The sequence below is a fragment of the Chryseomicrobium palamuruense genome (genome assembly GCF_042649045.1).
GTDB lineage: Bacteria > Bacillota > Bacilli > Bacillales_A > Planococcaceae > Chryseomicrobium > Chryseomicrobium palamuruense.
In genome coordinates, this window is record NZ_JBHSEF010000021.1 from 43,113 (window position 1) to 60,251 (window position 17,139).

General features: G+C 43.3%; 17 protein-coding genes. 4 read left to right on the forward strand and 13 right to left on the reverse strand.

Going from position 1 to position 17,139, the window contains the following annotated elements; translation table 11 throughout:
• Window positions 1-41 precede the first annotated feature (41 nt).
• Both ACFO0S_RS07450 and mntR read right to left on the reverse strand, forming a co-directional pair.
• Complete coding sequence (locus tag ACFO0S_RS07450) at window positions 42-905, reverse strand: CvfB family protein (protein ID WP_378141150.1); 864 nt, start codon at window positions 903-905, stop codon at window positions 42-44.
• 12 nt (window positions 906-917) lie between these two features.
• Window positions 918-1,343, reverse strand: coding sequence for a transcriptional regulator MntR (mntR, locus tag ACFO0S_RS07455; protein ID WP_378141151.1), 426 nt, complete (start codon window positions 1,341-1,343; stop codon window positions 918-920).
• Between the two features lie 164 nt (window positions 1,344-1,507).
• Here mntR and ACFO0S_RS07460 point away from each other — a divergent pair, with 164 nt between their 5' ends.
• Window positions 1,508-1,663, forward strand: a complete 156-nt coding sequence (locus ACFO0S_RS07460; protein ID WP_378141152.1) for a lmo0937 family membrane protein — start codon at window positions 1,508-1,510, stop codon at window positions 1,661-1,663.
• A 37-nt stretch (window positions 1,664-1,700) separates the two neighbouring features.
• Here the strand turns inward: ACFO0S_RS07460 and ACFO0S_RS07465 are convergent, their stop codons facing one another.
• The 4 genes from ACFO0S_RS07465 to ACFO0S_RS07480 all read right to left on the reverse strand — a co-directional run bounded on the left by ACFO0S_RS07465 (window position 1,701) and on the right by ACFO0S_RS07480 (window position 6,660).
• Complete coding sequence (locus ACFO0S_RS07465) at window positions 1,701-2,807, reverse strand: GNAT family N-acetyltransferase (protein WP_378141153.1); 1,107 nt, start codon at window positions 2,805-2,807, stop codon at window positions 1,701-1,703.
• Window positions 2,808-2,915: 108 nt separating this feature from the next.
• Window positions 2,916-5,276, reverse strand: a complete 2,361-nt coding sequence (locus ACFO0S_RS07470) for a penicillin acylase family protein (protein WP_378141154.1) — start codon at window positions 5,274-5,276, stop codon at window positions 2,916-2,918.
• An 82-nt stretch (window positions 5,277-5,358) separates the two neighbouring features.
• On the reverse strand, window positions 5,359-6,273 hold the full coding sequence (gene murB / locus ACFO0S_RS07475; RefSeq protein WP_378141155.1) for a UDP-N-acetylmuramate dehydrogenase: 915 nt from the start codon (window positions 6,271-6,273) through the stop codon (window positions 5,359-5,361).
• Between the two features lie 81 nt (window positions 6,274-6,354).
• Complete coding sequence (locus ACFO0S_RS07480) at window positions 6,355-6,660, reverse strand: winged helix-turn-helix transcriptional regulator (protein WP_378141156.1); 306 nt, start codon at window positions 6,658-6,660, stop codon at window positions 6,355-6,357.
• Window positions 6,661-6,868: 208 nt separating this feature from the next.
• Here ACFO0S_RS07480 and ACFO0S_RS07485 point away from each other — a divergent pair, with 208 nt between their 5' ends.
• On the forward strand, window positions 6,869-7,393 hold the full coding sequence (locus ACFO0S_RS07485; protein ID WP_378141157.1) for a YceI family protein: 525 nt from the start codon (window positions 6,869-6,871) through the stop codon (window positions 7,391-7,393).
• 474 nt (window positions 7,394-7,867) lie between these two features.
• On the forward strand, window positions 7,868-8,119 hold the full coding sequence (locus tag ACFO0S_RS07490; RefSeq protein ID WP_378141158.1) for a hypothetical protein: 252 nt from the start codon (window positions 7,868-7,870) through the stop codon (window positions 8,117-8,119).
• Between the two features lie 70 nt (window positions 8,120-8,189).
• Here the strand turns inward: ACFO0S_RS07490 and ACFO0S_RS07495 are convergent, their stop codons facing one another.
• The 4 genes from ACFO0S_RS07495 to ACFO0S_RS07510 form a co-directional block, all read right to left on the reverse strand.
• Window positions 8,190-9,569: a Glu/Leu/Phe/Val family dehydrogenase gene (locus ACFO0S_RS07495; RefSeq protein WP_378141159.1), complete on the reverse strand. Its 1,380-nt coding sequence runs from the start codon at window positions 9,567-9,569 to the stop codon at window positions 8,190-8,192.
• Window positions 9,570-9,659: 90 nt separating this feature from the next.
• Complete coding sequence (locus ACFO0S_RS07500) at window positions 9,660-11,066, reverse strand: alanine/glycine:cation symporter family protein (RefSeq protein ID WP_378141160.1); 1,407 nt, start codon at window positions 11,064-11,066, stop codon at window positions 9,660-9,662.
• Between the two features lie 92 nt (window positions 11,067-11,158).
• Window positions 11,159-11,869 carry a DsbA family oxidoreductase gene (locus ACFO0S_RS07505; protein WP_378141162.1) on the reverse strand — a complete coding sequence of 237 codons (711 nt, stop codon included), beginning with the start codon at window positions 11,867-11,869 and terminating at the stop codon, window positions 11,159-11,161.
• A 51-nt stretch (window positions 11,870-11,920) separates the two neighbouring features.
• Window positions 11,921-12,856: a manganese-dependent inorganic pyrophosphatase gene (locus tag ACFO0S_RS07510; protein ID WP_378141163.1), complete on the reverse strand. Its 936-nt coding sequence runs from the start codon at window positions 12,854-12,856 to the stop codon at window positions 11,921-11,923.
• 142 nt (window positions 12,857-12,998) lie between these two features.
• Between ACFO0S_RS07510 and ACFO0S_RS07515 the strand changes: the two genes are divergently transcribed.
• Entirely contained in the window at window positions 12,999-13,799 is an 801-nt protein-coding gene (locus ACFO0S_RS07515) for a GNAT family N-acetyltransferase (RefSeq protein WP_378141165.1), read from the forward strand.
• 14 nt (window positions 13,800-13,813) lie between these two features.
• On the opposite strand, the gene ACFO0S_RS07520 is transcribed toward ACFO0S_RS07515, so the two are convergent.
• From ACFO0S_RS07520 to ACFO0S_RS07530, 3 genes are all read right to left on the reverse strand, one after another.
• The gene (locus tag ACFO0S_RS07520) at window positions 13,814-14,419 is read right to left on the reverse strand and encodes a DNA-3-methyladenine glycosylase (RefSeq protein WP_378141372.1); all 606 of its coding nucleotides are present in this window, start codon (window positions 14,417-14,419) and stop codon (window positions 13,814-13,816) included.
• Window positions 14,419-15,690 (reverse strand): acetyl-CoA hydrolase/transferase family protein, encoded by a 1,272-nt coding sequence (locus ACFO0S_RS07525; RefSeq protein ID WP_378141166.1) that lies wholly within the window; start codon window positions 15,688-15,690, stop codon window positions 14,419-14,421. Before ACFO0S_RS07525 ends, ACFO0S_RS07520 begins: the two co-directional genes overlap by 1 nt.
• A 93-nt stretch (window positions 15,691-15,783) precedes the next feature.
• Window positions 15,784-17,004, reverse strand: a complete 1,221-nt coding sequence (locus ACFO0S_RS07530) for an MFS transporter (protein WP_378141167.1) — start codon at window positions 17,002-17,004, stop codon at window positions 15,784-15,786.
• Window positions 17,005-17,139 lie beyond the last annotated feature (135 nt).

Genomic DNA, 17,139 nt, shown 5'->3' on the forward strand with positions numbered 1-17,139 from the left:
CCTTTCAAAGTAGTAAACGTTCGTCCATCCGAAAAGTTTCCTTACAATTTTGAAATGGTCCATCCGTCGTGTTGCTCTACTTTTCCATCCTTCATCAACTTCCCTAAAGCACGTTTGAACGCAGCTTTACTTAAAGAAAACATTTCTTTGATTTCTTCCGGGGTAGATTTGTCACCAAACGGCATTTTTCCACCTACTGATTGAAGGTAGCGCCAGATAGTTTCAGCATCATCTGAAAGTCGTTCTTGTTTACGCGGCAACATGGATCCATTCAGCGTTCCATCTTCTTTTACTTCAATAATACGTACTTTTACTTCTTCACCTAAACGGGGTTCTTTCTCACGTTCAGATTGGTGGACAAAGATTCGGTACATGCCTTTGACCGATAATAAGAAGGTTCCTATAGGAAGTAAACGATAGGCACGTGCATCAAGATCTGAGTTGTACACTGTAGTGGGTGCTTCCACGTACAATTCTTCGATTTTTTCTTCTGTAGCCAAGCGGCCATATAACCCGCCTTCGCGGTCCGTGCGTAACGTCATGAATATACAATCACCTACTTGAGGCCATAACTCACGAAGTTTTGGGAGGTCTTCTGCTTTGACGACAGCCGATTGCGTACTTCCAATATCTACAGTCGCGCCGTCTCGATCTGTCACTTTAACAACTTTCGCCCAGCCATATGTTCCTTTTCGAATGGTCGGTAGATAACCTGTTGCTGCTACATTTCCTTTTCGGTCACGGTAAATGAGTACCTGTACTTGTTGACCTTCTTCCCAATCATCTTTTGCTTCTGATTCATTAATGACGACGACGTCTCGTGTCTCTGTTACAGCGATCCATTTCGAGCCATCTTTTTCTGTGAGCTCAACGGATAGTACTTCTGCAAATTCAATCTCAGCCATAATGACCCTCCTCTACTCTTCTATTTTTGTATCGTTACGGAAATCTTCGAGGCGTTGTTGAATGTCGCTGTTTTCTTCAAAAAACAACACAAGATCCGCGATGCGATCAATGGATTCCCAACTCAAGTGATGTTCGATTCCTTCTACATCTTGATAGATCAATTCCTCGGAGACGCCAGCCAAACGTAAAAAATTTTCTAGTAAATCATGTCGTTTGACAAGCTTTTTTCCTAACTTATTGCCTTTCGGTGTTAACGTTAAACCCCGATATTTTTCATAATGTAAGTATCCGTCTTTATCTAGCTTTTGAACCATCTTCGTCACTGATGAAGGAAGGACCATCAGCGCTTCTGCAATATCAGAAACACGTGCATAGCCTTTTTGTTCGATCAGCTGATAAATTTGTTCAATGTGGTCTTCCATACTTGGTGTCGGCACGTCTCTTCTTCCTCTCCATCTCAGTTCCTTAAGTTTACTATACTAATGGAGACGCGACAAACTCGCTATATTTTTTTACTAGATAGGTTTATGAATAAAAAACCAGGGGTATCTTACTACTAGCCAAGCAAATACTATTTTATTAAAATAAGGAGGTGTTTAGTATGGGCCGAATTTTATGGCTAGTGATTGTCGTACTTATTGTTATTTGGTTACTTGGATTCTTACTTGATTTTGGTGGCGGATTAATCCACACCCTATTAATTATCGCTGGTATCATTTTCGTTGTTCAGTTATTGATGGGCAAACGATCGGTATAGAAAAAGGCCACAGCTTTTCTGAGCTGTGGCCCTTTTTTTATTGTCTTACACGTGCATAAATACATGTATTTGTCAGTGCGCTTGAATCTGCCTTGCGTGCGTTCATTCGTAAAACGCCTTCTAATTGATAGCCGCAACGTTCTGCGACACGTCGGCTACCTTGATTGTCTTCATCACAGCGAATTTCTAATCGGTTTACTCCCAGTTCTTTGAACGCAAGATCTGTGAGCATCTGGACAGTCTCTGTGATGTACCCTTTTCCTTCATATGTCGAGCGTAACCAGTAGCCAATTTCAAAGCGTCCGAGGTTCCAATCGATCCGGTGAAAGCCTGTTGATCCTACAAAATCTCCAGTTTCTTTTTCAAAAAGATGCATCCGGAAATCTTCTTGCGTGAGATAGGCAGCCATCGCTTTGCGAAGACTCGCTTCTGTCTCTTCGATCTTCGGATGATGTTGCGCCCAAATCATCCACGGCTTCAATGTATCTAAGCTTTCTGTAATAGCTTCCCACACGAGTGGCACATCCTCGAGTCGTGGCGCACGAACAAGCAGTCGCTCTGTTTCTAGCTCCTCCGGAACAAGAGGACGGGTGGGTTTGTCTTCCACACTCATGATACCGTCCCATGCTACAGGGGTAGACGTCCCTTTCAAAAAGTCTTCCCGCGTCATTCCGTAAGTAACTGCATCATAATAACGGTCTTCTTTAGGAGAAAACCATGCCTGGCGCAGTTGCGCTTCTTTAACAAACCCTGCCCGTTCAAAAGTTTTACGCATCGCCACGTTATCGAGTCGTGTATGCCCTTCTAATCGTATCTTTGATTCTGGTAACGAAAAGACGTATTCTGTCACGAGTTTCAATGCTTTCGAACCATACCCTTTTCCACGAGCCGCTTCCGCAATTCGAAGGTCAAAGAGAGGGATTTCATCTTGTAAGTCGTGAATTTTCACAATGCCCACTTTTTCTTCATGTTCATTTTCGACCCAGAACGTCTTGACCTCATCAGACTCATAGCCGCCTTCGTCAATCGTCTTTTCAATCAATTCCCGTTCGGGTGTTGCATTGCCATGGAATGGCCAAGAGTTCGTTGTTAAAAAATGAATGAGCTGTTCTTGTTCTTCCATTGTCCATTCTGTAAGCCTCATGTGGACCTCCTATGTAACAATCATTTAAAGCAAAGAATATACGTTTCCTCTTTAATTTGCAATCTATTTCACTAAAAAAGCCTGCCCATTTTGGACAGACTTCCTCTTTTAGTTTACAGGTGCCAAAATCAGTTCAAACGACTCTTCATAGTTTCCTGTAATGGACGTGTTGTGATAATTTCCTTCTGCCCAGTCCTGTACTTGACTATGGAACCACTTCGATTTCAGATGGCCACTTTGTCCTGGACCCACTATATGATATGCGGATGTTAAGTCACTTAAGTCTGCAACAAAGCGCCAAGAAGCCCCGTGTGTAACTTCTCCTGCATCATTGAAAGCAGCTGCTTGAGGCGTCACTGCAGACCCGCCGATTGGAACAGGCGTTGGATTGAGCAGTTTGGCAAGAATCGGAGAGGCTGCAGACAATGGGTGCTTGAACGTCAGCTGATGTTCTTCGCCCCACTTCCAGTCTTGCCAGTCCGCTCCGTGTTTCTCAGACATTTCGCCCATCATTTCTTTAAATGCAGCTTCTAACCATGCTTCATACCCACCGAATTCTTCTACCCATACACTTGTCTCTCCATCTGCATAGTTTTGCTGTAGCTGGTCTGTGATATTGGCTTTCCCAGGCATCATGGCATAGATATCTTCCGGAATGTCATCTTTGAACAGCACATCAGGCAATTTTCGAATCCATTTGTTAAAGACGAGAGGTTGCGCCATTTCTTTATTGTCGATTTGATCCCACGCTCGTAAACTTTGCCATAACTCCGCATAGTCAGTAGCTAGGTGGGAACCTTCGAGTGCATCCAACATTTGTGGTAAGAATCTCCGTGCTTGTAAGTTGTGCTGATCCATTTGAAGCGCCATCATATCTCCCACTGTAAGGTCATCCTGTGCTTCAAGCACTTCTGCAATTCGTTCGTAACGGTACGACTGTCCCCAAAAATCAGTGATGTGATACGGGTACTCTTCTTCAATCACTTGATTGTTCGCCGTGGCGACAAATCCTTCATCCGGATTAACTGTACGTGGAAGTTCATCATATGGAACATAGCCATCCCAGCCATAATCTGATGAGTCTCCTGGTACAGGAAGTTGCCCGTCACCTTGCTTACGTAATGGGAATCGACCATTTGCTTTGTAGGCAATGGTCCCGTCTTTTGCAGCAAATACAAAGTTCTGTGCAGGCGCGTGGAACTGCTCCAGTGCTGATTCAAACTCTTCCCAGTTCGACGACTTGTTCATCTCCAAGATGGCTTGCAGTTCTTGCGTCGGTTCAAGGGCGGTCCACTGCATCGAGAAGACTGCCTCTGGATTCGATTCGTCATACAAGACATCGGAAATGACCGGTCCATGACGTGTTACTACGACTTCATAAGACACGGAATCTTGATCTTTTACACCAATTTCGTAGTGTCTGACTTCCGCCTCTTCCCATTCTCCGTCATATGAAAATTCATAAGGATTCTCCGGGTTGGGCTTTTCAATATAAAGGTCTTGTACGTCCGGACCTACATTTGTCACACCCCAAGCCACTTCTTCATTATGGCCAAGAATGATTCCTGGAACCCCTGCAAAGATAACACCGCTGACATTTTGTTCAGGAGACATAAGGTGCATCTGATACCAAATAGAGGGAGTGCTAAGACCCAAGTGTGGGTCGTCCGCAAGAAGTGGTTCCCCTGAGGCGGTTTTACTGCCTGCTACTACCCAGTTGTTGCTTCCGTTGAATGGATGAGGCAAGATATCTGTCGGGAAATTTGCCCCTACTTGCACTGGCGTTTGTTTATTCGCTTCTAGAATTGCTTGTGACACATCTGGATAGGTAATAAATAGTTCTTGCGCTTTTGATTCTGCTAAGTTTTGAAGTGCCCAGTGACGAATCGCAAGTGTCGACCAGTTTCCACCTAAGTCATAGGCCATGTATTTACCGATGGTTAACGAATCTACAGGTGTCCATTCTTCTGGTTCATAGCCGAGCAATGTAAATTCGTAACTCAATTGGCTGTCTTCTTTAGCGAAACGAATAAAATCGTTGACTCCTTCTGCATACCAGGCAAGAACTTGTTTTGCTTCTTCGCTGTATCCCTCGTAAGATTTTTTAGCAGCGTCACGAAGACTAAACGTTAAAAAAAATTGATCCGTAGACAAGGCCGCTTCTCCGACGACTTCTGCCAAACGTCCACTTGCTTGGCGACGGGCTAGGTCCATTTGAAACAATCGATCCTGTGCCTGAACAAAACCTTGCGCACGGTAAAGGTCCGCATCCGATTTCGCATCAATATGTGGCACCCCTTCTTCATCCCGTGTAACCAGGACTTCTTCCTCCAGACTAGGCATTGCGAGTTCCCCTTCAATAACTGGTTTTGTACTGCCGATGAACCAGTTAACTATCAGTACGGCAATGAGTGCAAGAGTAACGATGATGCCTAACACCCAAAGCGTGATTTTCCTTCCCTGCTTCATGTCGAATTCCCCCTTACCATCTTTCATTCGACAGTAGAAATGAATTTCCTTCTCATAAACAAAAAGAAGCAAGCCAGTCGGCTCACTTCTCTTCTCCTACGATTTTTACTTCTAATTCTAATTCCACACCAAATTTTTCTTTCACCGTACGTTGCACCATACGAATCGTTTCAATATAATCTGTTGCAGTTGCATTATTTTTATTGACGATGAACCCTGCGTGCTTTGTGGAAACCTCTGCTCCACCAAACCCTTTTCCTTGCAAGTCGCTATCTTGAATCAGCTTTCCTGCAAAATACCCCGGAGGACGTTTAAACACACTACCAGCTGATGGATATTCAAGCGGTTGCTTCGATGTCCGTTGAAACGTTAAATCCTCAATTTTCTCATCGATAGCTTGTTGTTCTCCTTGTGTCAGGCCAAACTCGGCAGATAAAACGTAATATCCTTTTTTCGCGATAATGCTCGTTCGGTACCCAAGGTCAAGATCGTTTTTCTTTAAAATTAAGAGTTCTCCTTCAGGTGTCAACACCGTACACTGTAATATGACGTCTTGAATTTCTCCGCCATAGGCACCTGCGTTCATAACCATAGCGCCGCCAACTGTGCCTGGAATGCCGCATGCGAACTCAAGCCCTGTCAATCCTTTAGCGGCTGCTTGTTTGGATACGTCGATAATTGCTGCACCACTTTCTGCATAGACGTGTGTATTCGTGATCGTAATTTCAGTGAGTTTTGTCAATTGAAGAACGATTCCACGAACCCCCCCGTCACGCACGACCATGTTCGAGCCGTTGCCCAGTAGAAGCAGTGGAATTTTATACTGTGCTGCGTAATTCACAACAGCAATTGTTTGTGCTTGTGATTCAGGTGATACAAATACATCTGCCGGTCCACCCATGCGAGTGATGGTATGAAGAGATAAGAGTTCATTCATCTTCACTGTATGTGCAGGTAGTAGGGCAGATAAATCATCAAACCATTTTTGTTTAGACAATAAAGCCAATCCTTTCTATAAAAAAACAATACGTTACGTTCTAGTATGGTATGGAACGAAGAACGTGGCAAGAACCAATTCTTATGTCCACTGTTGTGACCATTGTTCTATGCCTTCGATCACTTGACGCAATGCGCCACCTTTTTCAGTCAACGTATATTCAACGCGTACAGGTACTTCAGAATAAATTTCACGTGTAACGAGGCCTTGGCTTTCAAGTTCTTTTAATCGTTCGGATAACAACCGTCCACTGATTGGCATGGAAGATTCAATTTCATTGAAACGTTTAGGGCCATTTAATAGCTGATATAAAATTAATGCTGTCCAGCGTTTTCCTAACAAATCCATTGCATTCGATAGTCGAGGACAAAGTGCAGTCTCTTTCATGATTTCCACTCCTCTAGATAGTAGTATAAAAAAAAATAACGATTTTGGCAAAAAACATTATTTAATTACTTGACGTGCCTTTATAATTATTATATATTAAGTTACGTAAAGTAACCAGTTATTTATTTTTTTGCCCATATATCTTGATTTCGAAATAAATGATTGGTATACTTTTTGACAATTACGAATTTAAAGGAGAGAAAAACAAATGACAAAGTACACAGTCGACACAGCACACTCTAGCATCGGATTCTCACTTAAACACATGATGGTATCAAAAGTTCGCGGAAACTTTAATGAGTTCTCAGCAAACATTGAAGGAAACGAACAAGATCTAACAGGTGCTACAATTGAATTCACAATTGATGTAGCTTCTATCAATACAAACAACACAGACCGTGACAACCACTTACGTTCTGGTGATTTCTTTGATGTTGAGCAGTACCCTTCTATCACGTTCAAAGCAACAAACATCGAATCAAAAGGAAGCGACGAGTACAAAGTGACTGGCGACCTAACGATTAAAGATGTAACGAAAGAAGTTACATTTGATGCTGAATACGAAGGAAAAGGCACAAACCCATGGGGCCAAGAAGTTGTTGCTTTCTCTGCGGACACAAAAATCAACCGTAAAGATTTCGGATTAACTTGGAACCAAACGCTTGAAACAGGTGGCGTTCTTGTAGGCGAAGATATCAAAATTGATATTGAGCTTGAATTAAACCCTGCATAAGCTAGATGTATACATCTGATCAACAATAGAATTGAAAACAGGGCGAGAATAGGGCATACTCTATTCTCGTCCTTTTTTTCCTTCACGAACAAGGAAATGACTATCTAATTTGACTGTTTTAATTATTTGGTATCAATCTAATACTCCTTTGGTATCATTCGACCCTGTGTTTGGTTCGATTAAGACACAAATCCCTCCCATACTTTGATCAATTCTCAGAATGAGGTGGTTTTGGTATCAATGAAAGCATCCTTTGGTATCATTCGACCCTGTGTTTGGTTCGATTAAGACACAAATCCCTCCCATACTTTGATCAATTCTCAGAATGAGGTGGTTTTGGTATCAATGAAAGCATCCTTTGGTATCAATGAACCCCTTATTTGGGTCACTCCCCTTATTTCACTCGTTTTTTTAATGAAACTTTCTCCCTCGTTTACCGTATAGATATAGAAACAGACAAAGGTGGCATGCCGAATGTGGTGGATTGTAGCAATTGTGGCAATTAGTGTGGGTGCTGGTCTTATTGACAGCTGGATGAAAAATAGACGAAAGTTAGAAGAGCTAAAAATTGGTCATTTGAAAGAGGAACTAGAGCTTGAACGCCTTCGCAACGAAAACTTTGTTTTAGAGACGGAAAAGATGCGCCTCGAACTAGAAGCCAAACGTCTGGAGCCTCCCTATATAAAAGACCCGATTCTTGCAGACATTGAAAAAGAGAAGGCCTGATTAGAACTGCCCCATAAAAGTTAGACGAGTGTCTAACTTTTTTGGTTCAGTTCACTGAGCCTTCTCTTTTTTAATATAACTTCCCTTGTCGGTACAGCACTTCGGACAACCTTCCAACCGCATGAATAAACGCATTTTGTCGGAGAGCAAATGGATCTGCATAGTACTGAGGTAAAATTGTTTCCATTGTGTGACCCATTTTTTCATAAAGCTTCTGGAACACTTCCTCTTCCGTAAAGAACTGAGTTTCACGCCCTTGCAACCACTCTAGATACGACACAATGACCCCGCCTGCATTTGCTAGAATGTCTGGAATGATCACGACGCCTTTTTTAGCCAGCTGGTCATCCGCTTCTGCTGTACTAGGTGCGTTCGCCCCTTCCACAATCACTCGAGCATTGATATCTTTCCAGTTATCCTGATGAATTTGATCTTCTAGTGCGGCTAAAATAAGTACATCAATATCCATTGTTAAAATTGCTTCACGAGATTCAATCTTTGCCTCGACATTGATTTCCTTCAGGAGCTCATCCGTTACTGGTAAGTCCCCTTTATTCTTACTTGTATATTCTACAAGTGCAGGAATATCAAGGCCATCCATATTGACTAAAGTAACATTTCGGTCGGAGACAGCCACCACTTTGTTTTGCAGTTTCTTATCACGATATGCTTCAAGCGCTGTGACAGACCCCACGTTTCCAAAACCTTGTACGGCTACTTTGAGGGCACGCCCTGCGTGTTCAAGCGTAGTTTTGGCAAAGGCATTATCACTGCCCTCTAGAGTCGTTCGATTCTGCTCGACATAATCATGAAGAAGATAACGCATTGAGAAATAGACGCCTTTCCCTGTCGCTTCGCGGCGTCCTAATGATCCACCATTCTCTACACTTTTCCCAGTAAAGCTGCCTAGGTACGGTTGCCCATGATTAATTTTTTTATATTCCGCCATCATCCAATCCATCTCACGTTCACCAGAGCCAACGTCTGGAGCGGGAATGTCTTTATCCGGACCTAGTACATCATTAAAGTTTCGCACATATTTTATACAAAGTCGGTGCAGTTCACGCTCACTGTAAGCCCGTGGATCTATAACAATTCCGCCTTTTCCGCCACCGTATGGTACGTTGTGTAGGGCATTTTTCAATGTCATGAGGAAGGACAGGTTCTCGACTTCGTGTTCGTTGACTGATTCATGGAACCGAATTCCGCCTTTATATGGTCCTAACGCATTGTTATGCTGCACACGAAATGCGGGTATACGTACAACTTCGCCATTTTCAAGCGGCATTCGTATGTATGCCTTGTGAATTTGGTTTGGAGTAGACAGAATAGCTTCCATCGATTTGAATGCTTTTTCTCTACTTTCTCCTTTACAAACTGGCAAAAAATCTTCTTTTGCAAGTAAGGCTTCTAATGCTTGTTTCACGATTGGATGTGATATGTCACTCATCCTCGTCACCTCCGTCTGAATAATTCTTTACATGGTTCTAAAAAACTATACCCCTCCGTTTGTAACCTAAACGGAGAGGTATAGTGATGGTTATTTTGTTTCCGGAGCATCTTCATCCCAACATTCTGTGTTCGTCAGGCCCGCAATATTTTTGGCATAGAATTGTGGATCCAGTCCACGTTTACGCTGGGCGACATAGTCATCGAGTACTTTTCCGGCAAGTTTACCGAGAATAAGGATGACGACAATATTGATGACGGCCATGAGTCCCATGAAAAGGTCGGCCATGTTCCAAACTAATTGCACTTTGGCAAGTGCACCAAACATCACCATCGCAAGAACGAGAATACGGTATCCTTGTAACCAACCTCGGTGTGCATTAATTAGTTCAATGTTGGTTTCTCCGTAATAGTAGTTCCCCACAATCGAGCTGAAAGCGAAGAAAATAATCGCAATCGCCACAAAGTATGGTGCCCAACTTCCTACATGATCCGCTAGAGAATTTTGCGTTAAGATGATGCCGTCGTCTGTAGCTGTCTTATAGAAATCGGATAGGAGTATAATGAACGCCGTCGCGGTACAAATGATAATCGTGTCAAAGAATACACCTAAACTTTGCACGAGTCCCTGTTTCGCCGGGTGAGAAACATTGGCAGTGGCAGCTGCATTTGGTACGGAGCCCATCCCCGCTTCATTTGAGAATAATCCACGACGCACACCTTGCATAATGGCTGCCCCCACGCCTCCTCCAACAGCTTCTTGGAGTCCAAATGCATGACTAAAGATTAAGGAGAAAAACCCAGGGAGTTCTGATAAATTAGTAAAGACCACGAAAAGAGCAATAGCGATGTATAATACCGCCATCACCGGTACAATGATTTGCGTCACTTTAACGATTCGGTGAACACCACCAAAAATAATGACAGCGGATAAGAGAACGAGTACAAGACCGATCACCCAAGTCGGAATGTTAAATACATCACTTACCGAAACCGCAATGGTGTTCGATTGTACGGCATTAAAAATAAATCCGAAACTCAGTGTCAGTAAAATACTGAACACGATAGCCACTTTTCTTTGGCCAAGAGCCTTTTCCATGTAGTATGCAGGTCCCCCGCGGAACTCATCACCATCGCGGACTTTGTACACTTGAGCAAGTGTACTCTCCACAAAAGCAGTAGCCATTCCGATAATGGCAATGAGCCACATCCAAAACACTGCTCCCGGACCACCAATACCGATAGCCAGCGCGACTCCTGTGATATTCCCTGTCCCCACACGAGAGGCAGTACTAATTGTAAACGCCTGGAAAGCAGAGACGCCTGTATCTGTTTCTTTCTTTTCCGTAATGACACGGAACATTTCCCCAAACATGCGAAACTGAACAAATTTTGTGCGAACCGAAAAATAAAGGCCTGCACCAATTAAGAGAGCAATCAATATGTACGTCCATAAGTAATTATTTGCCCAGTCCACTAAGGAATTTACCCATTCCATAAAAGTTCCTCCTATCTTTATAGGTCTTTTTTACTCATACCCCTTTTTGATAGAAAGACAAACAAAAAACCTGCCGGTTGGCAGGTTTTTCATCAAATTTCACATGAGTCATCTTTACAAACAGCGCCAGGCTCCCCAACAAATTGAAGTTTCGGTGTCGGCTTTAGTCCTTCTTCTTGTGCAACTTTCTCGATCGCTTCTTTAAAGACTTCGATTGGCTGCGCCCCTGAAATTGCATATTTATTGTTAAGAACAAAGAATGGCACGCCTTGGATTCCAATCTGTGCAGCTTCCGTCTGATCAATTTGAATTTCCGGGAAGAACTGATTGGACTCTACTACTTCACGTGCTTTCTTTTGTTCCAAGCCAACTTCACTAGCAAGCTGGGCAAGAAGAGAAGGGTCATTGACGTTCTGTCCATCAAGGAAGTGTGCCTTCAGTAGTTTTTCACCAAGGTCATACCCCTTACCTTCTGTATCCGCATATTTTACTAGACGATGTGCACGGGCAGTGTTTGCCCCTTTCATATCGTCAAAATTATATTCTAAACCTACTGTTTTCGCTTGTTCTGTCACATTCGCCGTCATGCTACGAGCCTGCTCGATCGACGTTCCGTATTTACGGGCCAACGACTCATACACACTCTCCGTTACTACTTCCGGAGTAGAAGCGTCTAACTGATACGCTTTTAACTGAAGTTTTGCTTGTGACGCATAACCCGTGTCTTCTAGAGCTTGTTCTAAACGTCGTTTTCCAATATAACAAAAAGGACAAACATAATCTGACCAAATTGCGATTTCCATACCATCACCTCTTTAGTCAGCATAATTTGTCCTTCTTCAAAAAGCAATGAATTAAGCTTCTGCTGTTAATGCATCTGTAAGTGCTGGTACAACTTGCTTTTTACGTGAAACTACACCTTTTAATACAGCTGTGTGGTTCGTAAATGTTACTTGGAACGCTTCTTCCGCTTTGTTTGCCATTTTCCCGAGGGAAAGAGCAACCGAATCATTGTTAATGATGTCTGTCACAACAAAGAAGTAGAGGTCGAGTTCTTTTTCAGAGATGCGTTCGTAGATGGCTTCTTCTAACTCTCGTTGACGATTCAGTACGTCTGCTGGATCTACCACATTGACTTGAGCGATTTCTACTTTATAGTCACCCATTCCAAATTCTTTGGCATCCAACGTGAGTAGATCATCTATCGATTTTTGAGAAACATCTGCACCCGCTTTAAGCAGCGCAAGACCATATTCCTCTGCATTCACTCCTGCGATCGCTTCTAGTTCTTTCGCAGCTTGACGGTCTTCATCTGTGCAAGTTGGCGATTTGAACAAAAGAGAATCCGAGATGATGGCAGATAACATCAGGCCAGCCATGTTTTTCGGGATATCCACTTGCTTTTCTTTGAAAAGCTTTAAAAGAATCGTTGCCGTACATCCGACTGGTTCGGCACGGTAGTAAAGTGGCGCTTCCGTCTCAAAGTTTGCAATTCGGTGATGGTCGATTACTTCAAGTATTTGAACGTCTTCAATTCCGTCTGCACTTTGTTGACGCTCGTTGTGGTCCACTAAGATGACCGTCTGAGTTTCTCCGGCAACCGATGAAATTTCACGTGGTGCTTCTACATTGAACTGTTCAAGAGCATACGCGGTTTCTTCTGTCACGTCACCAAGTCGCACAGCTTCTGCACCATGTCCAGTTTGATTTTTTAAATACGCATAGACAATGGCCGATGTAATCGAGTCCGTGTCTGGATTTTTGTGTCCGAATACCAATGTTTTTGCCATGGAAATAGGCCTCCTTCTAATTTTTGCTTCTTTAGTTTAGCATATTTTTAGTAGCTTCAAAAAGGGGGCCATCCGAACCCTTGTTGAAATGATTTTAGTGGTATACTTAGAATATTATTTTAGCTGAACAAAGGGTGAGATGATGGCAAAAACGACAGAAGCAAAATACATACCGCTTTTTGAATATTTTAAAGTCACTAACCAACGGGAAGTGACACTTTCATTTGAACAAATGGAGGCAATTCTTGGACAACCTCTACCAAACACGGCTTATTTAAGCCAAAGCTGGTGGAAGAAGACCAAACCCCCTGCCCTTCATTATTTTGCCTGGGTGGACAACGGCTTCAGCGTGAGTGAAATTGATCTCGGGAATTATATTATTTTCCGCAATTCCATTCATGAGCATGACACCTCATCGAAGCAAGAAAAGCAGGATATTCTCATCATTCGAGAAGCGGAAACGGAAGATGCGCGAGCGTTCATTCAACTGCAAGAAGCCATCTATTCCGAAACTGATTTCATGCTATATGGAAAATCGGAAAAGAAGCAATCCGTCCAGGGCATTCGAAAACGGTTAGAAGAATGGAAACAATCTCGTAACTCCAATCTATTTTTAGCGATTATGAACGGCGAATACGCAGGGTATCTGGTCATTATCGGCGGTCCTTCTCCACGCGCGTCTCACCGTGCGTCTGTCGTCATTGGCGTCAAGCAAGCATTTTCTAATAAAGGTATTGCTTCGACTTTGATGTATCACGGGGAAAACTGGGCAAAAGAAGTGGGTATCGAGAAATTGGAACTCACCGTCATCAAAGAAAATATGATTGCCCAGAAGCTTTACAACAAACTAGGTTTTGAAATGGAAGGGACACGAAAAAATGCATTGCGCATCCATGACCACTATGTAGATGAATTTTATATGGGCAAGATGATCGATACGTAAAAAATCCGGACAACTTATTGTCCGGATTTTTTTGGTGCTCGGTATTTGGATACATAAGGGTTCCCAGATTCCCAAAAGCGATAAGGATAATAGACGGCTTCTCCTGCATTGTCAATTCCGATGCGAGGTCCTGCAGAGATATCCGTAACTGGTTTTCCTTCCGCTATATAGAGGGGCGGTTCATACCACAATGCCCCGTAATGTTCCATGGTAATACCCATCGCTTTTGTCAGCTTCCCTGGTCCGTTCGTCCACTGTTTCATCGGTAAATCATTTCGTCTTTCTCGCATCTGTTCTAACCCTTCAACGGGTTCTACCGCTCGGATCAGAATGGCATGGGGTTCATTCACATCTTCTGCTACGACATTAAGGAGCGTATGCGTATGCATTTGATACGTATAGATATGTCCCGGTTCGCGAAACATAATCTCTGTGCGCTTTGTTTTCCGGCCACCAAAACTATGCGCGGCCTGGTCTAGTGCACCCATGTACGCTTCTGTCTCTACGATGTAGCCTGATACAGGGCCATCTGCCATTTCGTGGACAAGTAGCTTTCCTAGTAAGTTTTTCGCGAGTTCCAGTGTAGGCTGTTGATAAAAACTTGGTGACAAGATATTCATCAAACAAGCAGCCCCATTTTCTTCGCTTCAAACCGCAGCTCATCTCGAAAATTCGGATGGGCAATCGATATCAGTTGCTCTGCCCGTTCAGAAATCGGTCGCCCAAACATCTCTGCTACCCCGTATTCCGTTACGATATGATCGACATCATTTTTATTCGTCGTCACAATTGAACCAGGAGTCAGGGCTAATTTAATTCGGGACATTTCCCCGTTCTTTACGGTAGATGTCATCGTAATAAAGCCTTTTCCGTTTTTCGAAAAGCGCACCCCTCGTGCAAAATCCGCTTGTCCACCTGTAGAGGAGTAATACCGTCCAGCCACCGTCTCACTTGCACATTGTCCGTAAAGGTCAACTTCCGTTGTCGCATTGATGGAAATCATATTCTCTTCTTTGCCGATTTCCCGTGGATCGTTGACCATACTTACAGGCAGGAACTGAAGAGCGGGATTGCCATGAATGAAGTCATAGAGACGTTTTGAGCCATGGGCAAACGTGGCAATCATTTTACCTTGGTTTGTAAACTTTTGAGAGCCATCGATGGCTCCTGCCTCGACTAAATCGATAATGCCGTCGACGAACATCTCCGTGTGAATACCTAAATGACGGTGCGTCTTCAACTGGCTAACCACCGCATTCGGGATTCCCCCAATCCCAATCTGTAAGGTATCACCATCTTGAATGCGTTCCGCTACATATGAAGCAATTTTCATATCCAACTCTGAAACAGGTGCAGGTTCTTCACTCACGAGCGATTGATGATTGACCACATATCCTTCAATTTGATTCTTGTGAATCTGATTTTGACCAAAGGTACGCGGCATATGTTCATTCACTTCGACGATAAATGGTACTTTACCAATAAACTCACTGACGATGTCTGCTTGAGTGCCCAGTGAAAAATAGCCATGTTCATCCATAGGAGATACAACGGCAAACACCACCATGTTGCGGCTCACTTTGCGAATAATTTTCGGGACTTCATGAAAATTATTTGGCATGAGGTCCGTTGCCCCTTGATGAAACTCTTTCCGGTTCGCTCCGCTTAAAAAGTAGCTGATAAGTTTCAAATGGGTGGACGCTTCATTCGCCATATACGAACGGTTCTTTAATGCAAGAAGCTGGTGAACACGAACTTCCTGTAACTGTTCCTGCGCTTCTTCTAGATAGTCGAGTAGAAGATTTGGTTCGCCGTTCGTGAGAGGTAATACGATGTCTGCTTGTGCAGGAATCCGTTCAATGACTTGTTGTTTTGTTAATTCAGTTGTCATGGGGTCACGTCCTTTAGAAGATCTATATAATAGTAGTGTACTGGATTTTTCGACAGAAAAAAAGAAACCACCACTCGCGTGGTGATTTCCATTTCACATCGTATCTTGTAATTCCGTTTGTTTGGTTTCTGTTCCAAAGAAGGCCACAGCTGCGACACCTACGATGATGGCCACGCAGAAAATACCAAAGATACTACCGATACCATAATTAGCCGCAACCATCGAACCGACAAGTAACGGTCCTAATATACCTCCGATTCGGCCGACACCTGCCGCCATTCCTGAACCTGTAGCTCGGATGACAGTTGGGTATTGTTCAGGTGAATAGGCGTAAAGAGCACCCCAGGCCCCTAAGTTAAAGAACGACAACAACATCCCTGAAACCATCAGCATCGTAAGTGTTTCAGACATACCAAACACACCTGCACTTGCTGCGGTCCCAAGTAAATACGTAATCAGAACAAACTTCCGGCCGACGCGTTCAATCAACCAAGCCGCGGTAAAGTATCCTGGAAGTTGAGCAAGTGTCATAATTAGCACGTATTCAAACGTCTTAATCAAACTAAATCCTTTGATGACCATAACACTTGGCAACCATAAAAACATCCCGTAATAAGAGAACACGACAGTGAACCATAGGATCCACAACATGAATGTGCGGCGACGATATTCTGGCTTCCACAAGTCCCGGACATTTTGCCAGACGGTCCGTTTCACTTTCTCCACTTTTTCATAGCGCGGAGAATCAGGAAGTTTAATGCGCAAATAAATGGCGTAAAATGCAGGTAACGCCGTTAAGGCAAGGGCCCAGCGCCATCCATAGTCCGGAATCACAAAGTATGCAATTAGGGCTGCTAAAATCCAACCTATCGCCCAAAAGCTCTCGAGTAATACGACTACTCTTCCACGTTCTTCTGCAGGTACCGATTCAGCAACAAGTGTCGATGCTACCGGCAATTCTCCCCCAAGTCCCATTCCAACAAAGAAGCGAAGGATTAAGAACACAGCAAGCCCGCCAGCTAGTGCGGATGCACCGGACGCGAGTGTAAACAATAATAAGGTAATCATGAAGACATTTTTGCGTCCAATTTTATCTGCAACCAATCCGAAGAACACAGCTCCGACAGCCATTCCAATCGAGTTAACACTTCCGATCCAGCCCATTTGTTCTGGTGATAAACTCCACTCAATCGCAAGAGCTGCGATGATAAAGGACAGTATGCCAACATCCATGGCATCGAACATCCAGCCAAGTCCCGCAATAGCTAAAAGCTTGTTTCTCGAGATAGGTGGATTTCCTCTTTGTTTGTTCATATCATTACTCCTGTCTTTACAGTTGTCAGTACTATATGATTATATGTCTTTTTATTCGAATAGACAATACAAATTACTATTGAAATTGAGGAACTTCTACTGTAAAATGTCCTTTATTGAAAGACATTTGTTTTT

What these genes read in the sequence shown, in the direction of transcription:
- ACFO0S_RS07450 (WP_378141150.1), bottom strand. Translation starts at nt 905, where the DNA reads ATGGCTGAGATTGAATTTGCAGAAGTACTATCCGTTGAGCTCACAGAA.
- ACFO0S_RS07460 (WP_378141152.1), top strand. Translation starts at nt 1,508, where the DNA reads ATGGGCCGAATTTTATGGCTAGTGATTGTCGTACTTATTGTTATTTGG.
- ACFO0S_RS07465 (WP_378141153.1), bottom strand. Translation starts at nt 2,807, where the DNA reads ATGAGGCTTACAGAATGGACAATGGAAGAACAAGAACAGCTCATTCAT.
- ACFO0S_RS07470 (WP_378141154.1), bottom strand. Translation starts at nt 5,276, where the DNA reads ATGAAGCAGGGAAGGAAAATCACGCTTTGGGTGTTAGGCATCATCGTT.
- ACFO0S_RS07480 (WP_378141156.1), bottom strand. Translation starts at nt 6,660, where the DNA reads ATGAAAGAGACTGCACTTTGTCCTCGACTATCGAATGCAATGGATTTG.
- ACFO0S_RS07485 (WP_378141157.1), top strand. Translation starts at nt 6,869, where the DNA reads ATGACAAAGTACACAGTCGACACAGCACACTCTAGCATCGGATTCTCA.
- ACFO0S_RS07490 (WP_378141158.1), top strand. Translation starts at nt 7,868, where the DNA reads ATGTGGTGGATTGTAGCAATTGTGGCAATTAGTGTGGGTGCTGGTCTT.
- ACFO0S_RS07495 (WP_378141159.1), bottom strand. Translation starts at nt 9,569, where the DNA reads ATGAGTGACATATCACATCCAATCGTGAAACAAGCATTAGAAGCCTTA.
- ACFO0S_RS07500 (WP_378141160.1), bottom strand. Translation starts at nt 11,066, where the DNA reads ATGGAATGGGTAAATTCCTTAGTGGACTGGGCAAATAATTACTTATGG.
- ACFO0S_RS07505 (WP_378141162.1), bottom strand. Translation starts at nt 11,869, where the DNA reads ATGGAAATCGCAATTTGGTCAGATTATGTTTGTCCTTTTTGTTATATT.
- ACFO0S_RS07510 (WP_378141163.1), bottom strand. Translation starts at nt 12,856, where the DNA reads ATGGCAAAAACATTGGTATTCGGACACAAAAATCCAGACACGGACTCG.
- ACFO0S_RS07515 (WP_378141165.1), top strand. Translation starts at nt 12,999, where the DNA reads ATGGCAAAAACGACAGAAGCAAAATACATACCGCTTTTTGAATATTTT.
- ACFO0S_RS07520 (WP_378141372.1), bottom strand. Translation starts at nt 14,419, where the DNA reads ATGAATATCTTGTCACCAAGTTTTTATCAACAGCCTACACTGGAACTC.
- ACFO0S_RS07525 (WP_378141166.1), bottom strand. Translation starts at nt 15,690, where the DNA reads ATGACAACTGAATTAACAAAACAACAAGTCATTGAACGGATTCCTGCA.
- ACFO0S_RS07530 (WP_378141167.1), bottom strand. Translation starts at nt 17,004, where the DNA reads ATGAACAAACAAAGAGGAAATCCACCTATCTCGAGAAACAAGCTTTTA.